This is a genomic window from Microcoleus sp. N9_A2 (assembly GCF_036701775.1).
Classification (GTDB): domain Bacteria; phylum Cyanobacteriota; class Cyanobacteriia; order Cyanobacteriales; family Microcoleaceae; genus Microcoleus.
Genome location: NZ_JAUBRH010000052.1, coordinates 30,820 through 48,868 on the forward strand (window position 1 = coordinate 30,820; position 18,049 = coordinate 48,868).

General features: G+C 47.2%; 11 protein-coding genes. 2 read left to right on the forward strand and 9 right to left on the reverse strand.

From position 1 onward, the window contains the following. Nucleotides 1-17 precede the first annotated feature (17 nt). From QUA44_RS23520 to treZ, 9 genes are all read right to left on the reverse strand, one after another. A complete protein-coding gene (locus QUA44_RS23520; protein ID WP_333254817.1) occupies nucleotides 18-287 on the reverse strand; it encodes a hypothetical protein in 270 nt (89 codons plus the stop codon). 210 nt (nucleotides 288-497) lie between these two features. Further along, entirely contained in the window at nucleotides 498-677 is a 180-nt protein-coding gene (locus QUA44_RS23525; RefSeq protein WP_333254815.1) for a hypothetical protein, read from the reverse strand. 27 nt (nucleotides 678-704) lie between these two features. Beyond that, on the reverse strand, nucleotides 705-3,908 hold the full coding sequence (locus QUA44_RS23530; protein ID WP_333254813.1) for an efflux RND transporter permease subunit: 3,204 nt from the start codon (nucleotides 3,906-3,908) through the stop codon (nucleotides 705-707). 257 nt (nucleotides 3,909-4,165) lie between these two features. Continuing rightward, entirely contained in the window at nucleotides 4,166-6,034 is a 1,869-nt protein-coding gene (locus QUA44_RS23535) for an efflux RND transporter periplasmic adaptor subunit (RefSeq protein ID WP_333254812.1), read from the reverse strand. A 264-nt stretch (nucleotides 6,035-6,298) separates the two neighbouring features. Next, nucleotides 6,299-6,907: a PadR family transcriptional regulator gene (locus QUA44_RS23540; protein WP_333254810.1), complete on the reverse strand. Its 609-nt coding sequence runs from the start codon at nucleotides 6,905-6,907 to the stop codon at nucleotides 6,299-6,301. A 384-nt stretch (nucleotides 6,908-7,291) separates the two neighbouring features. Continuing rightward, a complete protein-coding gene (locus QUA44_RS23545; RefSeq protein ID WP_333254808.1) occupies nucleotides 7,292-7,804 on the reverse strand; it encodes a DUF4112 domain-containing protein in 513 nt (170 codons plus the stop codon). A 234-nt stretch (nucleotides 7,805-8,038) separates the two neighbouring features. Then, entirely contained in the window at nucleotides 8,039-9,955 is a 1,917-nt protein-coding gene (gene dnaK / locus QUA44_RS23550; RefSeq protein ID WP_333254806.1) for a molecular chaperone DnaK, read from the reverse strand. Nucleotides 9,956-10,494: 539 nt separating this feature from the next. Next, complete coding sequence (gene treY / locus QUA44_RS23555) at nucleotides 10,495-13,290, reverse strand: malto-oligosyltrehalose synthase (protein WP_333254871.1); 2,796 nt, start codon at nucleotides 13,288-13,290, stop codon at nucleotides 10,495-10,497. A gap of 233 nt (nucleotides 13,291-13,523) precedes the next feature. Further along, entirely contained in the window at nucleotides 13,524-15,347 is a 1,824-nt protein-coding gene (gene treZ / locus QUA44_RS23560; protein ID WP_333254804.1) for a malto-oligosyltrehalose trehalohydrolase, read from the reverse strand. Nucleotides 15,348-15,663: 316 nt separating this feature from the next. On the opposite strand from treZ, the gene QUA44_RS23565 reads away from it, so the two are divergent. Continuing rightward, entirely contained in the window at nucleotides 15,664-17,724 is a 2,061-nt protein-coding gene (locus QUA44_RS23565; protein ID WP_333254802.1) for an amylo-alpha-1,6-glucosidase, read from the forward strand. 68 nt (nucleotides 17,725-17,792) lie between these two features. Then, nucleotides 17,793-17,942: a hypothetical protein gene (locus QUA44_RS23570; protein WP_333276727.1), complete on the forward strand. Its 150-nt coding sequence runs from the start codon at nucleotides 17,793-17,795 to the stop codon at nucleotides 17,940-17,942. Nucleotides 17,943-18,049: the final 107 nt, after the last annotated feature.

Genomic DNA, 18,049 nt, shown 5'->3' on the forward strand with positions numbered 1-18,049 from the left:
CAAAATGACAGCGCAGCTTACCGTCCAGATTTTCTCGGCGGTGTACCGTTAGCCCGCGAACGACGGATCAGTACGCTCATCACCTGCTTCGGATTCGCTGCACGTTGTACGGGGCTCCAATCGCCGACTTCGGCAAATCCCAGTCGGTACAAAGTGAGTATGGTTTCCCTGACACCCGATTGCGAACCGACAACCGTTAACAGCACCACTTCCTGTTCCGATACTGCTGCTGAGTCGTCATTTGGGCGATCAGATCTGTTGTCGTCAGGTAAGAATTCCTGTGACATATTATGTTCTCCTGGTTTTGGGTTTTCTAGAAAAACCCAAAAACCCAGCCGCCCCGCATTTCAACACATAGCAGGGCGGCTACAGAGGATGTTAAGATACTCCGTTAGCCTCCAGACTGCTCGTACCAGTTTGGCGGTTAGCTGTCCATTGCTGTTAGTAGCAGCTTTGGGCAGTGCAACTAGATTTTTGGGCGACGCGGGCTGCCTCCTCTACAAGCAAGCAACCTCTAACTTCAAAGCGTAGCCGCAGATGGGGGCCGCCGTCAATCCATTTTGGATTTTCGATTTTGGATTTTGGATTGAAGAATTGATCCCCGGACTAATCTGGGGACTTTGGGGGTTTTGATGCGGGATTGGCGGGTTTTGGGCGATCGCACCAATGAGACTCACAAAACGATCGCCTTTTCAACTTACCAACTACAACGGCGATACTTTATCGCGTTCAACCTCATCGCTGGGAGTTGTTTTCCCGTTCAAAATTGTGCCATCCTCGGGCAGATTTTGCGGGCGATCGCGTTTCCGAAAGCGATCGCGAGCCGAGACAACCACCACATACAGAACCGGCACCATAAACAAACTCAAGAAAGTAGAAACAACCATCCCACCCGCGATCGCATTCCCTAGCGATCTACGACTTGCCGCCCCCGCACCTTCCGGGTTAATTAGGGGAGCAATCCCCAAAATAAATGATAAAGAAGTCATCAAAATCGGTCGTAAACGCTCTTGAGACGCTTCAACTGCTGCCTTAGCAATTGGATATCCCCGCTCCCGCAACTGGTTAGCAAATTCCACAATTAAAATCGCGTTTTTACTCGCCAACCCAATCAACATCACCAAACCAATCTGGCAATAAACATCATTCGCCAAACCCCGCAACGACTGAGCTAAAAGTGCACCTAAAATCGCCAGAGGAACCGATAGCAAAATAATGAAAGGATCGACATAATTTTCGTACTGAGCCGCCAAAACCAAGAACACAAAAACCAGCCCCAAACCAAAAATAATTGGTGCCTGACCCCCCGACTCAATTTCTTCTAAAGAACTCCCCGACCATTCATACCCAAAACCAGATGGCAAAACTTGAGACGACACCTTTTCCATCGATTTTAGCGCCTGTCCAGAACTCGCTCCCGGAGCCGGAGAGCCACTAATTTCAATTGACCTATATAAATTGTAGTGGTTAACAGTTTGCGCTCCCACCACCGGAGTTATCTTCACCAAATTGCTCAAAGAAATCATTTCATTCTTTCCAGAGCGAACATACAACTTACTAATATCTTCAGGGTTATCACGAAACTGTTTATCCGCCTGAACATACACCCGATAATTGCGCTGCTGCAGATTAAAATCATTCACATACTGAGAGCCCAGAGCCGTTTGTAACGTACTGAAAACATCATTAATGGGAATATCTAGAGCCTTAGCTCGATTGCGGTCAACTTCCACAATTAACTGAGGCGTATTCGCAGCAAACGTACTAAATACCGCTTGCAATCCCGGTGTCTGATTCGCCTGCTTTAAAATTCCACCCATCGCCTCAACCAGAGAATCTAAACCGCTGTTACCTTTGCGGTCTTGCAATTGAAATTGGAAACCTCCAAATTGACCTAAACCTTGAATAGCCGGCGGATTCACAGGGAAAATTCTAGCTTCTGGAATCGCGAAAAACTTACCCCGCAATTTACCAATAATCGCCTGTACAGTTTGATCTTCTCCGTGACGTTCTTTCCAGGGTTTAAGGGTAGTAAATATAATCCCCTGATTGGAACTGTTACCACTAAAACCAAAGCCACCTACAGAAAAAGTCCCCACAACTTCAGGAACTTTGAGGATTTCTTTTTCAACTCCGTCCATCACCTGCTGGGTGTATTGCAGTGAAACGCCTTGAGGCCCTTGAATAATTGTCAGAAAATAGCCCTGGTCTTCCTCTGGGATAAATGCTGTTGGTACTGATAAATAAAGCCAAGCTGTGAATCCCAGAGAAGCAATAAACAACAGGGTAACAATGGTTTTAAATCGTGTTAAGAATATTAAGGAATCTCTATATTTCTTTTGCATCCAATCCAGAAAAATATTAATCCGGTTAAACACCCAACCCAACGGGCCGCCAAACTTCTTACCTGGGCGCAGTAATATAGCGGCAAGTGAGGGAGTAAGAGTAACCGCCATAAAGGTAGAAAGCAGAACGGAAAAAGCAATTGTTAAGGCAAATTGTTTATAGAGTGCTCCCGTTGTCCCAGGGAAAAATGCCACGGGTATGAACACGGCCATCAATACTAAGGAAGTGGCAATTACAGCACTAAAAAGTTCCCGCATTGACTCGGAAGCTGCTTGGCGGGCATTCATACCTTGGCGGACTAGACGGTCAATATTTTCGACTACGATGATAGCGTCATCAACCACTAAACCTGTTGCTAAGGTTAGACCAAATAGAGACAAACTGTTAATCGTAAAGCCGAAAGCTTTGATAAAGGCAAATGTCCCAATCAACGAAATCGGAATTGTGAGGGTGGGAATAATCGTAGTGCGCCAATCTTGCAGGAAAACAAAAATAACTATCACCACTAGCAAGACTGCTTCAAACAGAGTTTTGACTACTTCGGCCATTGACTCTTGGACAAATTGAGTCGTATCTAGTGCGATTCTATGTATCACCCCGGGAGGAAAGTTTTTAGCTAACTTTGCCATTTCTGCTTTGACGGCGTTGGCAACATTTAGAGCATTACTTCCCGGCAATTGGTAAATCCCTAAACCCACCGCGTCATTACCTCGAAATCGCAGGAAAGAGTTATAATTTTCTGCTCCTAATTCTGCTCTACCAACATCTTTTAACTTAACTAAAGTTCCATTTGTTTCACTTTTAATAACGATGTCTTCAAATTCTGTGGGGCTTTTTAGACGACTTTCTGCCGTCAAATCAATCTGATACATTTGCCCTTCGGGGGCGGGTTCTTGACCAATTCTTCCTACACCAACTTGCAAGTTTTGTTCGTTAATTGCTCTTGTGACATCTTGCATCGTTAGATTACGAGCAGCTAATTTATTGGGGTCGATCCACAGGCGCATAGCATAGCGTCTTTCCCCAAAAATTCGCACGTCCCCCACGCCTTTTACTCTTTTTAAAGTATCGGCTAAATAGAGGTCGGCGTAGTTGCTTAAAAATATGGTATCGTATTCTTTATTTTCGGTAAATAATCCTATAGCAAGCAGCAGGCTGTTAGATTGTTTTGTAACTGTAACTCCTGTGCGTTGTACGGCGTCTGGCAGTTGTGGTTGAGCGACGGCAACTCGATTTTGCACATCGACGGCGGCGATATCTTTGTCGCGGGAACTATCAAAGGTGGCTGTAATGGTGCTAGTTCCACTGTTGGTGCTACTGGAAGTTAGATATTTCAGTCCTTCAATGCCGTTGATTTGCCTTTCTAGGATGTTTGTTACCGCATTTTCGACAACTTCAGCATTGGCACCGCTATAGTTGGCTGTGACGTTGATTTGGGTGGGGCTAATGTCGGGGAAGCGCTCGATCGGCAATGTGGGAATGCTGATTGCGCCTACCAAAACAATAATTAAGGCGCAGACGCTAGCAAAGACTGGTCGTTTAATAAAGAAATCTGCAAACATTATTTGGGTAATGGGTAGTTGTTAGTTGATAATTCGTAATTGGTAATTGGTAATTGGTAATTAGGTGGGTACAAATAAACACTAAATGGGTCGGGCGGGTTTTGCCTTCATCTTCTGGCTGATCTCATAAATTATTAGCTAAACCCGCCCCTACGACCCATCGGGATTTAAGGATTAAAGGATGGACAGGATTAATTTTAGTCATCTTTAATTCAATCCTATTAATCTTTAAAATTCTGTAAATCCTGATGCAGAAGTTAATTTTTCCCACCTGCTGGTAATTTATTACCTTCCCCTTGCGTTTCTTCCTCTTGAGCAGTAACTGGAGCGCCGTCAGTCAAGTTGAGAATGCCTGCGACAATCACTTTTTCTCCGGCTTGCAAACCTTCGATAACTTGATAATTATTCCCCTGAATGGTTCCCAATTTCACTGGTTTTTGCCGCGCGATTAAAGGTGGCATTCCCGGTTTTGGCTGTTCCGGCTTTTGAGCTGTGAAGACAAAAGTTTGCCCGCCCAAGCGAGTGACTGCGATGACGGGAACTAAAATTCCGGGGTTCTGTTTCCAGATGACTTTAGCTTTTACAAACTGGAGATTAAGCAGTTCGCCACTGGGGTTGGGAAAGGTGGCTTTAGCTAAGATTGTTTGGGAATTGGCGCTGACGTTCGGGGAGATAAAGCTGATTTGACCTTGGGCGATCGCCTTGCCTTGATTATCCAGCATTTCTACTGGCAGCCCTAAGCGTAATTGAGGCTGACGCTCTAAAGGAATTGATAACCGCAAGTCTAGCAATTGGTTCTCTGTCAGGGTGGCAATGGCGTTGCCTTTTTGCAAGTAATCACCTACTTTCACTGGTATGTCGCCGATGACTCCTGCGAAGGGCGCGATGACAGCAGTTTCTTGTAGTTGTACTTCAAAGCCGCGCACTTGAGCGGCGGCCTCGGCAACTTGCGCTTCAGCTTGATCGAGCTGTTCTTGGCGAGTGCCGTTGGCTAACTGGGCTAATCTACTCTTGGCTTGTGCGACTTCTGCTTCGGCTTTGGCTATTTCTTCTGGGCGCGCACCGTTTTGCAATTGCCGCAAGGCTTGCTGCTGCTGTTGCAAGGCTGCTGTCCGTCGCTCGATCTCGGCTTGTCTGTTTTTTTGTCGCTGCTCGAACCGCCTTTGAGCTTCTCGGAGGTTGGCTTTGGCGCTGCTTTCTTTTTGGATGTATTCTTGGAGGGTGTTTGCTGATGCTGCACCTTCTTTGGCTAATACTTGATATCTGGCAAGTTGCTGACTGGCTAGCTTTGCTTCGGCCGTGTTTGCTTCAATTTGGGCTTTTGCTTGGGCGATGTCTTCTAGGAGGCTGCCTGTTTCGGCGTCGGCGAGATCGGCTTCAGCTTGGCTAACGCGGGCTTGGGCTTGACCAATTTCTTCTGGGCGATTGCCTGATCGCAGTTGAGCGAGGTTGGCTTGGGCTTGGGCGACTTGGGCTTGAGCTTGGGCGATTTCTTCGGGCCGGCTGCCTGCTTGCAGTTCCGCTAAGCGGGATTGAGCGCGGATCAGGTTGGCTTGGGATTGCCTCAAGTCAGCTTGGGCGCTGTCGCTTTTCATCCGGGCGATGGCTTGTCCTTTGTTTATGAAGTCCCCGGATTTGACAAAAATCTCTGTGACGAGCCCTTCTACTTCGGGTTTGATTTGTACTGAACGCTTGGCTTCTAAGCTGCTGACAAATTCCGAGGCATCTTGAACTGAGCTGGTTTTTACGGCGGCGAGCTTGACTGGTATGCCTTGGGGTTGGGCTGCAGCAGCAGGTTGCTGGGCGCGATTATGACCCGATTGCCATGAGTACCAGCCGATACCTGCTGCGCCTGTGGCGATCGCGATCGCGGCAATTAGAGGCCAGCGCGATCGTGGCTTAGCAACAGGTTCGGGGCGATCGGCAGCGGCTGCAAAATCCTCTGGTCGATCGCTGTCTGCATCGGTTGGGTGCAGTTCCGGTTTAGCAACAGGTTGGGGGCGATCGGCAACGGGGGCCAAATCCTGCGGTCGATCGCTGTCTGCTTCAGTTGGGTGCTGTTCGGGTGTGGGAGATTTTTGCTCTTGGGCTTCAACTACGGATTCTGGGGATTTAGAATAACTCATTGGCAGCACCACTTAGATTTTTTTTAACTTCTGACTGAGACTTGGGCGAAATCTTTAATTTTCCGGCGTTCCCCTCAAACATGGGGGTATTTGGACAGTGATTTTAAACAGGATGGAATCGGGAAAGTACCTTTTTAATGAGGTTGGGGTATGTGCAGGGCTTTAGTCTGATCACAGTTAGCCAAGCTTGGGAGTGATTCTTTTTAGGAAAGCTTCTTGTTTTCTCTCAAAAGTTACGATGGCAGGAATGATTACACATCCTTCTTATGAGTCACCTGAGTGGGTGAGTTGGAACGATTTTCCCTTGGAGTCGGCGGATTCAGCGAAGGTTGGGGAGTCACGCACTCGATCGATCGCACTTTTTTCCTTGGCTAGTTGCTCGGTTAACCACTCTATTTCTGACGCCAGCACTGACTTGCAGCGATCGCGAGAGGCAAATTGATAGTCGTCGGTTAGTGGATATTCGCTCTTGAGGCTTTCGATGTAGTCTTGCCTGGTGTAACAGGCTCGCAAGCGGTGTTCCAACAATTTCATCCGTTCTGTCGGTTCTAAGTCGCCAAAAAAGAAAAACTTGATTTGGAACCGGGAACCACTGTTAACCCAGCTTTCTTGAGGGTGTTCGAGCATTTTTTCCCGCCAGAGTTCGCGCCCTTTGGCAGTAATTCCGTAGATTTTGCGCGGACAGCCCGCATCTCCGGCTTCTTCGGCTATTACCGAAATCTCGCCTCGATCTAACAAGCGCTTCAGCAGCGGGTAAATCGCTCCGTAGTTGACGCTGATGCAACTGCTCATAAACAGCTCCAGTTTTTGCTTTAGCCGATAGCCGTGCAGGGGTTGCAACTGTAGCAGCCCAAGGGCTGATAATTCAAGCATTTATATCAATTTGATATTATAGTCTGGATTATATCACTATATCGAACTCAAGGGCGATGGGGTCAATACCTAGTTTGAAAGAAATTTTAGATCAAGGTGCACATTTAATAATATTTGTCAATATTCTTAAGATATACTTTTTGAGTTTAACAAAGGGCGATCGCTTTACTTTATAAAGGAAATGCGGAAATCGGAAAACGAGCGAGACTAAAGTCGGCTCGATGTAAGCGAAGCGAGGGACTTTAGTCCCCTTCAATCTTTCTTGAATCTATTCCTAAAACTACGGGAAATTCCAGTAGAGTATTTTTAAGGGATAATTTCCCCGATTATATGCTATTAATATGACACAAAGACAGTGATTTATCTTGAGAATAAAACCAAAGATTAACGCCCTGTAATCACTTGAAATAGCCAGCCAAAAAGCATCACACTCAAGAAAATTACACCTCCGACAATTAAGATCAAACCCAACAGCAAAGCCGCCACAAATAACCAGTCGGCTTTTTTGCCTTGTTCCGGGGAACCTAAATGAGCATCCAGCAATTCTATATTTTTGACATTAGCTTTCCAAGCAACATCCAACAAATCTCCGGCCACCGGTACTGTACCAGCAACTGTATCAAATACGATATTAGCTGCCATTTTTACTAAAGTCTCTTGAGGCACTCCCATTTGAGCGGATTTGAAGACAACATATCCTGCAAAAATTGAACTGATCACATCACCTCCGCCCGGTATAAGTCCCAATATCGGATCGAGTCCGATGCGGTATTTTGTGCCGGGAATCGGAATTGCATTGTCTAGTAAATGGCTGATCCGGCGGAGTCGGCGCAAGGATGTAATATGAGATGGGCTGGGAGTATTTGGGGAGGAATTTTGTATAGGAGGACGAGACATTTAGATTGCTCCTGATTGCAATATTAATATTGATTCCGGCTAAAATACCGCCTTTATATCATGTGCGGTGGTATGGGCGGGGGCGGGTTTATGAGATTGTCGATTATGGGCAATTATTGGTGGTGAACCCGCCCCTACAAAATTTAACATCATATAAGTCCGAATACAGAGAAACCCGGCTTTAATTCAAAACCGGGTTTTCTGCTTTTAGCTCAAGGCTTTTAATTTAGCCTTTTATTTGTTGCCTTCGGTGAAGTCGGCGTCAATCACGTCGTCGCCGCCGCCAGTGGGGCCGCCGTCTCCATAGCCACCAGGGCCACCAGGGCCGCCAGGGCCATCAGTCGGGCCGCCTGCTTGCTGGTACAGGTTGCTGCTGACAGCGTAGAATGCTTGCTGCAACTCTGTTGTTAGGGTTTTGATCCGATCGTCATCTTCACTGCCGATCGCCTCGCGCAAGTCTTTAAGCAACCCTTCAATCTTAGTTTTGTCATCAGCGGGAACTTTATCGCCCAATTCTGCTAACTGCTTCTCGATTTGATAGGCTTGAGAATCAGCTTGGTTTTTGCGATCGATCCTTTCGCGACGTTCCTTGTCAGCAGAAGCATTGGATTCGGCTTCCTTCACCATGCGCTCAACTTCATTGCTGGGCAAAGTAGAAGCACCAGTAATGCTAATCGATTGCTCCTTGCCAGTACCTTTATCCTTAGCAGCTACATTCAAAATACCGTTAGCATCGATATCGAAAGTAACTTCAATTTGAGGTACGCCACGGGGGGCAGGTGGAACTCCATCTAAGCGGAAGGTTCCCAAATCCTTGTTATCATTCGCCAGTTCCCGTTCGCCTTGCAAAACGTGAATTTCCACGTTTGTTTGGCCGTCTACCGCAGTCGAGAAAGTTTCCGACTTCTTAGTAGGAATAGTGGTGTTGCGGGGAATGATTTTGGTCATCACGCCGCCCAAGGTTTCGACACCAAGAGACAGCGGGGTAACGTCGAGCAACAAGATGTCTTTGACTTCGCCGGAGAGCACGCCGGCTTGAATTGCTGCACCGACTGCAACCACTTCGTCCGGGTTGACTGTTTGGTTCGGGTCTTTGCCGAGGATTTTTTTGACCAGTTCTTGCACCGCAGGAATGCGTGTAGAACCGCCAACTAAGACGACTTCATTAATTGCTGATTTGTCTAATTTGGCGTCGCGGATCGCATTTTCTACGGGGATGCGAGAGCGATCGATCAAATCTGAACAGAGTTCTTCAAATTTGCCCCGCGTCAAAGTCGTGTCCAAGTGTTTTGGCCCGTCTTGAGTCGCGGTGATAAACGGCAAGTTGATTTCTGCTTGAGTAACACTCGACAGTTCAATCTTGGCTTTTTCTGCAGCTTCCGTCAGGCGTTGCAGTGCTTGCTTGTCTTTGCGGAGGTCAATTCCTTCAGCTCTTTGGAATTCTCCGGCGATGAAATCGACGATTTTTTTGTCGAAGTCGTCACCGCCGAGGTGAGTGTCTCCACTTGTTGCTAGCACTTCAAATACGCCGTCGCCTACTTCGAGAATAGATACGTCGAAAGTACCGCCACCTAAGTCAAATACGAGGATGGTTTCGTTGCTCTTTTTATCTAACCCATAAGCTAAAGCGGCCGCTGTAGGTTCGTTAATAATCCGCAGCACTTCAATCCCGGCAATTTTGCCAGCGTCTTTCGTAGCTTGGCGCTGGGAGTCGTTGAAGTAAGCGGGAACAGTAATTACCGCTTGGGTAACTGTTTCGCCAAGGTATTTGCTGGCGTCTTCTACCAGTTTGCGGAGAACTTGTGCAGAAATTTCTTCTGGGGCAAATTGCTTGCCACGGGCGGGACAGTCTAGTTTAAGGCTGTTGCCGACTTTGAGGACTTTGTAGGAAACTTCAGTGGTTTCGTGGGTTACTTCGTCAACCCGACGCCCGATAAACCGTTTTACTGAGTAAAAGGTGTTTTCGGCGTTCATCACGGCTTGACGCTTGGCGATTTGTCCGACAAGCTGATCGCCATTTTTAGCATATGCTACTACGGAAGGTGTGGTGCGACCCCCTTCGGCGTTGGCTATGACGGTGGGTTTGCCGCCTTCCATAACTGCGACGCAGGAGTTTGTCGTACCTAAGTCAATTCCAACTACTTTTCCCATAGGGGTGTTCCGGCTCCAATCTCTACAAAATTTTGGTTTTCTATCTGTGCGATAGTCTGGTTATTCAGGACTGCGATTTTACCTCGCGGTTTACGGGTAGTGAGTCCTGCTTTAATACAGTCTTCGATAGGGTGCTTATCTCTATACTGCGGGCGGTAGACCTTGCGATGAAGGGGTATTTACCGAACCTGTTGGGGGACGGTTGCATCCGTGAGGCTTGCACCGCTACAGTAGTTGACTGCTTTTCTTTACTCTTCCCAATGTACGGTGTGCGATCCATTCGGGTATTGTGGCAAACCGTATACGTTGTGTTGTATTTGCCGTCTTTGTTGTATAAATTTTGTTTGGTTGGTAGGGGCGATCGGTTTTTTGGCTTCAAATCAGGTTTAATATCAATTCTGAAAAGGGACACGGCAATGCCGTGTCCCTATCAGTTTACTTCCCGGCTGTGCCTGGGAAGGAATATATTATTGAGGGAGAGCCTCAAGTCCGCCTCCTGGGAATCTCGGAAAATTCAAGAATTTTCCAGCTTTTCATTGCTATTTTTTACCGATCAGCAGAGCTGCAGGAAAGTAACTCAGAGCTTCACCAATGGCCAGCGTACCGTTACTTTCTACCGCCTGATTTGTAATTGCATCTTTCCAAACCGACAGCATTTGCTCGGATAATTCCAGATTAGTATCTTTCCAGACTTGTTTGCCGATCGGCATTTCTTCCGGTTTGACAATTCCCGTCAAAAACCGGGGAGCAATGACAATAACTGTAGTCTCTCCAAAGCTTCTGGCAAAGGCAACAACATTATCTTTAAACGTGCCAACTGCTTGCAGGGGCAGATAATCGCCTGATTGAAAAACTTGCAAGTATTTTTTTCTCGCTTCTAGCGCTCTTGCCGTCAAAAATAACTTAATTCTCGCGTCTTCTCGCGTCGCAATCAAATCTTCAACCAGTTGCAAAATATCCGTCTGAGCTTGCTCTTTAATTTCCCGCAAAACCTCGATTCTGCGGTCAAAATCAACGGGACGGCGGTTATCCGGATCGACGTGGCTTAAATCCCAGAATTCCGTCCCTTGATAAATGTCGGGAACCCCTGGCGCCGTAATTTTTAGCAGCGTTTGAGATAAAGAATTGAAAATTCCGTAATGAGCTACTTTTTTCCAGAAAGGTTTAAATTTGTTGAGAAACTGATTTTGTTCCGAAGGTTCGAGAACGCTATCGACAAAGGTCATAAAACCAGCTTCGTAGTCGTTATCCGGTCTCAGCCAAGCCGTATAAACTTTGGCTTCGCGGACAGCTTTAATCACATAATCTTTCAGGCGATCGACATAATCAGTGTTTTCAATTCCCTCAAAGGGAAAACTGCCGAGCAGAGTTTGGTACAGGAAGTATTCGTCATTAGTATCTGGAACCATTCGATTCACAAAGTTGACTTTCTTAGAAGAGTTTACCTCTCTCCAAGACCTGACTTGCTGTTCCCATTCATCGGGAATTTCTGACAAAACGTTTATTCGGGCTCGCACATCTTCGCCACGTTTGGTATCGTGGGTAGCTGTCGCATTCATTTTGTGTGGCCAAGCAGCTTGCTGCTGTTTGTTAAACTCGTGAAAATCTACCAGCGACACGCCGAACTGACTGGGATTTCCTCCCACTTCGTTGAGGGATAAAAGCCGATAGTAGACGTATAAAAGCGTGTCTTCAACGCCTTTTGCCATTAATGGGCCTGTCAACTGCTGGAGTTTCATTACAAAGTGCCGGCGCTGCTCTTTTTGTTCGGTTGTTAGGGTTTCTTCTTCTTCCAGCAACAGCACCGTTTCGATAAATTTAAGCTCCTTAAGAAGTCGCGGTACTTGTTCTTTGGCATGGGCGATCGCATATTTTACGTAAGTGCGATCGGACTCTCTCAAACCATCTTGATTGATGTAAGTTCGGTAGACTGGAAAAATTGTCAAAATCGCCGCCAATGCTTTTTCCAAACCGGGACGAGTAAAGTCGTTTCCCTGTCTCGATTGACCGGAGATATTCTTCAAAAGTTGAGCTAGATTGTCTACATCTCCCGCCAAGTTTTTCTCAACAATCAGCCCTTTTTTATCTAAAAATAACTGTTCGTAGGGAACGGTCAAGCGAGTAAATCTCTGATATATTTCACTAAATTGCTGCTCGCGATCGCACCGACAAAAAACGCCGTTTACGTAATTCAAAAAGTCGTAGCCGCTAGTTCCCTCAATCGGCCAATATGAGGGCAAATCTTCTTCGTGTTCCAGAATCTTTTCAACAGTGATGTAAGTATCTCCGGTTTTCTCCCGGAGACGTTTCAAATACTCTGTGGGGTCGTACAGTCCGTCGATGTGGTCGATTCTCAATCCGGTAAACTTTCCCTCATCAACCATGTCGAATATCAGAGCATGGTTTTTGTGAAAAACTTTAATCTCTTCAACTTTTACCGAAATCAGTTCGTTGACTGTAAAAAACCTTCGGTAGTTAATTTCTTCTGCCCCCACTTTCCAGAAAGACAGACGGTAAAACTGCTCGGAAAGCAATTCGTCTAGCAGATTAAAGCTTTCAGGATTTCCCTTTTCTCCGGCAAAAAAATTTATATTTTCATCGATAAACTCCTGCACAAGGGGATTTTGATTGTATAGTTCCCACAGCAGTCCTTTGACAAAAGCTATCTGATCGTATCTGGTTTTACCTTTAGTTTCTGAAGGTGTATTTTTAATCAAATAAAGAATTCCTAAAAACTTGATAAAATCTGGATGGCGTCTGCCTAATTCTCTGGCCAAATGCCCCAAATTATGACTGATAAATTTAGCATACGATTCAATTCTTACTGGCAATTTTAAGCTATAATAATTGATGGTCAGCCCAATTTCGCTGTATTTGAGTTGAATCTCGCCATTTTCCAGACACTCTCCATAAAAATTGCCCAGCAGCGGAGCCAGCACTCGACCCCTGAGATGTTCGTAAGCATGATTCCATTCAATATCGAAGTAATCGAAATAGTCGGAATCTGGCCCGTGTTCCAATACGTCTAACAGCAATAAATTTTGAGTGTCGTAAGCCATGTGGTTCGGGACAATATCTTGCAGCCATCCCATGTTCCGTTTCTTGATTTCGTATGTGAGGGATTCAAAATTTTCTGATGTTCCCAAATCGGGATTGAGCTGATTTGAGTCAACGACATCGTATCCGTGAGAGCTGCCTTTTCTGGCTTTAAATATCGGTGAAGCGTAAAGGTCGGTAATTCCTAAATCTTCTAGATAGCTAAGGATTTGTTTGGCGGCTTCAAAGTTAAAACCTCCATGAAATTGAATCCGATAAGTTGTTGTGGGAATTCTCATCATGTTAATTTTACTCCTGGTTTTTTAGGGTTTTCTCTTTTAATATATGAGGCAGAGCCTCCTCGACTGCATTCCCAGGCAGAGGCTGGGAACGAGAGAGGCTCTGCCTCCCGTTTCTTGTGGGACTAGATTCCGCGACAGAGGCTGAGAACGAGATAGGTTCTGCCTCCTGTTGCTTGTTCCTAGGCTCTGCTAGGAAACGCCTGTATTTGAGGCTCTGCCTCCCGTTTTAATTACTCTAATTCATAGAGTGCGAAACTATGCGGTTTAATGGTCAATTTTTGCTCTGGATTTATTTTTTCAGGCAAGCTAGAACCTGAACCCATCCATTTTTCATCAGCAGAGTCTAAAATTTTGTGACCGTTGCCTTGGGGCAGTGCAGCCGTAAAAGCGACATCTTGCGTGTTGAAGTTTAGAATGCAGAATATCTGGCTGTCATCTGTCCAGCGACGTAGAAATAAGATTTTTTCCGCTTCAATGCTGGACACTTCTAGACTGTTTTTGTCGAGTTTTTTAAGGGCTGGTATTGTCCGCCGCAGTTGAATCAGATGTTGGTGCCATTCCCAAAGGATTTTGTGTTTGCCTTCGCTTTGTTTTTCCCAGTTTAACTTACACTTATCGAAAGTCTCAGGACTCTGGGGGTCGTGAAACTCGCCTCGGCCTTCAAAGCTTTTAAATTCTTGTTGTTTGTCTTTGCGGATAGCTTCAATTAAGTTTTCGTCGGAGTGGGAAACGAAGTAAAAAAATGGTGCTTCTTCTCCGTATTCTTCTCCCATAAAAAAGAATGGAATGTAGGGAGAAATCAAGACTGTGCCGGCGGCGAGTTTCAATCCTTCAAAATCAACTATTTTGGATAGTCTGTCTCCCAAAATGCGGTTGCCGATTTGGTCGTGGGTTTGGGCAAACACCACAAATTTATGACCCGGTTCATCCTTAACAGAATTGCCGTGTTTCCGCTTTCTGTGGGGGGCGTACTGGCCGGAGTAAACAAAGCTTTCTTTGAATGATTTTTCTAAGTGTTCGCACTTGCCGAAATCTTGGTAGTATCGGTCGTCTTCTCCGGTGAGCAAGGCGTGTAGTGCGTGGTGGAAATCATCGCACCATTGGGCATCTAGTCCGAAGCCGCCGAGTTCTTTGGGACGTACAGTGCGGACATCATTTAAGTCACTTTCGGCTATTAAATAAAGTTGCCGTCCTAGTTCTTGGGAAATATCGGCTGTGGCATCGGATAGTTCTTGTAAAAAAGGTCTTGCACCTACTTCAAATATTGCTTGAATTGCATCTAATCTCAGGGCATCGATGTGATAGTCTCGAAACCAGTAGAGGGCGTTTTCAAGAAAGTAGTTGCGTACCCCGTCGCTGTAGGCGTCGTCGAAGTTGAGGGGGTCTCCCCAAATCGAGCCGTATTTTGAGGTAAAGTAGGGGCCGAAGTCCCTGAGATAATTTCCTTCGGGGCCGAGGTGGTTGTAAACTACATCGAGAATTACTGAAATACCGTGTTCGTGGCAGGCGTTGACGAGTGTTTTGAAGCCATCGGGGCCGCCGTAGGAGTTTTGAACTGCGTAGGGATATACGCCGTCATATCCCCAGTTTCGCTCGCCGGGGAATTGGGCTACTGGCATTACTTCGATGGCGTTGATTCCCAATTCTTTAAGTTGTTTGAGCTGGGGAATTATTGCTTCAAATGTTCCGGCTTGGGTGAATGTGCCGACGTGCAGTTCGTAAATAATCATTTCGGCTAGCGGCACGCCTTGCCATTTTGTGTCTGTCCAAGTAAAGATATTTTCATCTATTACTTGCGACGGGGCGTGTACGCCTTGAGGTTGATATTTTGATGCTGGGTCTGGTCGGTCGGTTTTTCCTTCGATTTGGTAAGTGTAAAGGGTTCCTGGTTCGATGTCTGTAGCTGTGGTTTGCCAATAACCTTCTGCCGATTGTTGCAGGGGTATCAGGCGTTTTTTTGGAGAAACAATTTGGACTGCTATTTGTTTGATGGTGGGCGCCCAAACGGTAAATTCACATTGGTTGTTGCCGAGGTAATTTGATCCTATCTTCACTTTGAGTTGTTCTCCTTATAAAATAGGTTGGTAGTTCGATCGCCCGACGCGCTATCAAATGCTTGCCCTTAACGTTCAGCGCCTGTTTAGACGGTAATATTACTTAATATAACAAACAACTAACTTTAGACAGAGGCATCAAAGGCTAAAATTGTGTAACGGCCACAAGTAGCGGTTAGTTATGTCTAAATTAGAGCATGAATCCGCACGGGGGCGATCGCCAAATTAACGGCCTGGAAGCGTTAATATTTCTGGTTGATATCATGTCTAAAATCTACCTAAAGGTAGGTCAAAAATCAGCACGAGTGTGGATTTTATGGTTATGGCTTTTGGACGGGAAATCTGCTGCAATCTCGACTCGGCGGAGTCTCGGGAGTGGTTGGTGACAAACGGGATCGGCGGTTACGCTAGCGGGACGATCGCGGGTCTCCTCACCCGCCGCTATCACGGCTTGCTGGTAGCCGCCCTCAAACCCCCGCTGGGACGCACTTTGATGCTCGCCAAGCTGGACGAGACGGCTGTGTATAATGATCGCGCCTATCCGCTTTATACAAACCGCTGGGCCGACAGCACGATCGAACCTCACGGCTACAACTACATCGAAAGCTTTCACCTAGAAGGCACGACGCCTGTTTGGAGGTTTGCTCTCGCCGACGCTATCCTGGAAAAGCGGATTTGGATGCAGCAAGGTGCTAACACAACGTATATTCAATACCGCTTGCACCGCGCCTCACAACCGATCGCCCTCGCCGTCAAAGCCCTAGTCAACTACCGCGACTACCACCACACGACGAGCGCCGGCGACTGGCAAATGAGCCTAGAAACTTTGGAAAGCGGGGTTTGTGTGACCGCATTTCCCACGTGCGCACCCCTATACCTGCTGACGGATGCCGAACCAGAGGCTAAATTCCGAGTCTCTGCGCCCTTATACAATTGGTACTACGGATTTGACTTGGCAGCCGAAAAGCGCCGCGGATTGGACTGCTGCGAGGATCACTTGCACGCGGCGACTTTTCACATGATGATCGCACCGGGAAGTTCTCTCACATTGATAGCCAGCACCGATAAAAATCCAGAACTCAACGGCGGTACAGCTTTAGAAGTCCGCCGCACTTATGACCAACAACTGCTGCAAAACTGGTCAAAAGTGAGCGACTCTCCCGACTGGATCGATCGCTTAGTGCTAGCCGCCGACCAATTTATCGTCAGTCGGCCGGTAGCCGAGGAACCGGAGGGGAAAACCATCGTCGCCGGATATCCCTGGTTCAGCGACTGGGGACGGGATACAATGATTAGCTTGCCCGGCCTCACAATCTGTACGGGGCGATCGGAGATTGCGCGATCGATTTTGCGGACATTTGCGCGGTATGTCGATCGGGGGATGCTGCCGAACCGCTTCCCGGATGCGGGCGGCGCACCGGAATACAACACCGCAGACGCCACTCTGTGGTACTTTGAGGCAATTCGCGCTTATATCGATGCCACGGGGGACGAGGAACTTTTGAGCGAACTCTGGCCGACCTTATGTGAGATTGTTGATTGGCACATACAGGGAACTCGGTATAACATCCGCGTCGATCCCGATGACGGTTTAATCTACGCCGGCGAAAAGGGTGTGCAACTGACTTGGATGGACGCGAAAATCGGCGATTGGGTGGTGACGCCCCGGATTGGTAAGCCGATCGAACTCAGCGCGCTTTGGTACAATGCTATACAAGCTATGGCAAGTTTTGCTCGAAAACTGGGCAAGCCTGACAATGAATACCAGCAATTGGGCGATCGAACGGCCGCCGGATTCCCTCGCTTCTGGAACGCCTCAACTGGTTACTGTTACGACGTTCTGGACGGCCCCGACGGACACGATATTTCCCTGCGGCCCAACCAAATATTCGCCGTATCCCTGCCCCTAGACTCGATTCCTCCTCACTCCGCCAACTCCTTGTCAGCGGGGATGCGCCAGGAAACCCGCTATACAACGTTACTGACGCCCATCCAGCAGCGCGGCGTGGTGGACGCCTGCGCTCAACAGTTGCTCACTTCTGTCGGCCTCCGCAGCCTCTCCCCGCAGCACCCGCAGTATCGCGGCGCATACGGAGGCGACCAATTGCAGCGCGACAGCGCCTACCACCAGGGCACAGTTTGGGGCTGGCTGATTGGCCCGTTTGTCTTGGCGCACTTGCACGTATACAAAAACCCAGCACAAGCTCGCGAATTCCTGGAACCGATGGCACATCATATAAGGGGCGGCGGAGTTGGCAGTCTGAGCGAAATTTTTGAGGGCGACGCCCCCCACTCGCCGCGCGGCTGCACGGCTCAAGCTTGGACTGTGGCTGAGGTGCTGCGGGCTTGGTTGGCAATTAATACTGTGGGTGTTTAACTACCAGCCGGGAAGTCCCTCGGTATATTCAGAGGGGATGAATCTGAGCGCTACGCGAAGTACCCCGAATGAATTACCGTAGGGATGTCCAGAAGCGTTGGGTGGAGGAACGGAAACCAACAATTAGACCTGCTTACTACGAATCAATCTTCGGTAGCATCTTGATTTTCGATGTTCTTTCCAGTGTTGAAATAGTAATTTTCGGTGTTGCATTTTAGACGTACATAAACTATACTATGCAAAGGTCGAAAAAGGTAACCGTTCAGGGGGGGTAAAAGAGAAATAGCCCAAAAAGCGGAGAAAATCTGATAAATTAAGTGACATG

Excerpts from the sequence above, each read along its gene's own strand:
- dnaK (WP_333254806.1), bottom strand. The coding sequence starts at position 9,955 with ATGGGAAAAGTAGTTGGAATTGACTTAGGTACGACAAACTCCTGCGTC.
- QUA44_RS23535 (WP_333254812.1), bottom strand. The coding sequence starts at position 6,034 with ATGAGTTATTCTAAATCCCCAGAATCCGTAGTTGAAGCCCAAGAGCAA.
- QUA44_RS23530 (WP_333254813.1), bottom strand. The coding sequence starts at position 3,908 with ATGTTTGCAGATTTCTTTATTAAACGACCAGTCTTTGCTAGCGTCTGC.
- QUA44_RS23570 (WP_333276727.1), top strand. The coding sequence starts at position 17,793 with ATGAATTACCGTAGGGATGTCCAGAAGCGTTGGGTGGAGGAACGGAAA.
- QUA44_RS23545 (WP_333254808.1), bottom strand. The coding sequence starts at position 7,804 with ATGTCTCGTCCTCCTATACAAAATTCCTCCCCAAATACTCCCAGCCCA.
- QUA44_RS23565 (WP_333254802.1), top strand. The coding sequence starts at position 15,664 with ATGGTTATGGCTTTTGGACGGGAAATCTGCTGCAATCTCGACTCGGCG.
- treY (WP_333254871.1), bottom strand. The coding sequence starts at position 13,290 with ATGAGAATTCCCACAACAACTTATCGGATTCAATTTCATGGAGGTTTT.
- QUA44_RS23520 (WP_333254817.1), bottom strand. The coding sequence starts at position 287 with ATGTCACAGGAATTCTTACCTGACGACAACAGATCTGATCGCCCAAAT.
- QUA44_RS23540 (WP_333254810.1), bottom strand. The coding sequence starts at position 6,907 with ATGCTTGAATTATCAGCCCTTGGGCTGCTACAGTTGCAACCCCTGCAC.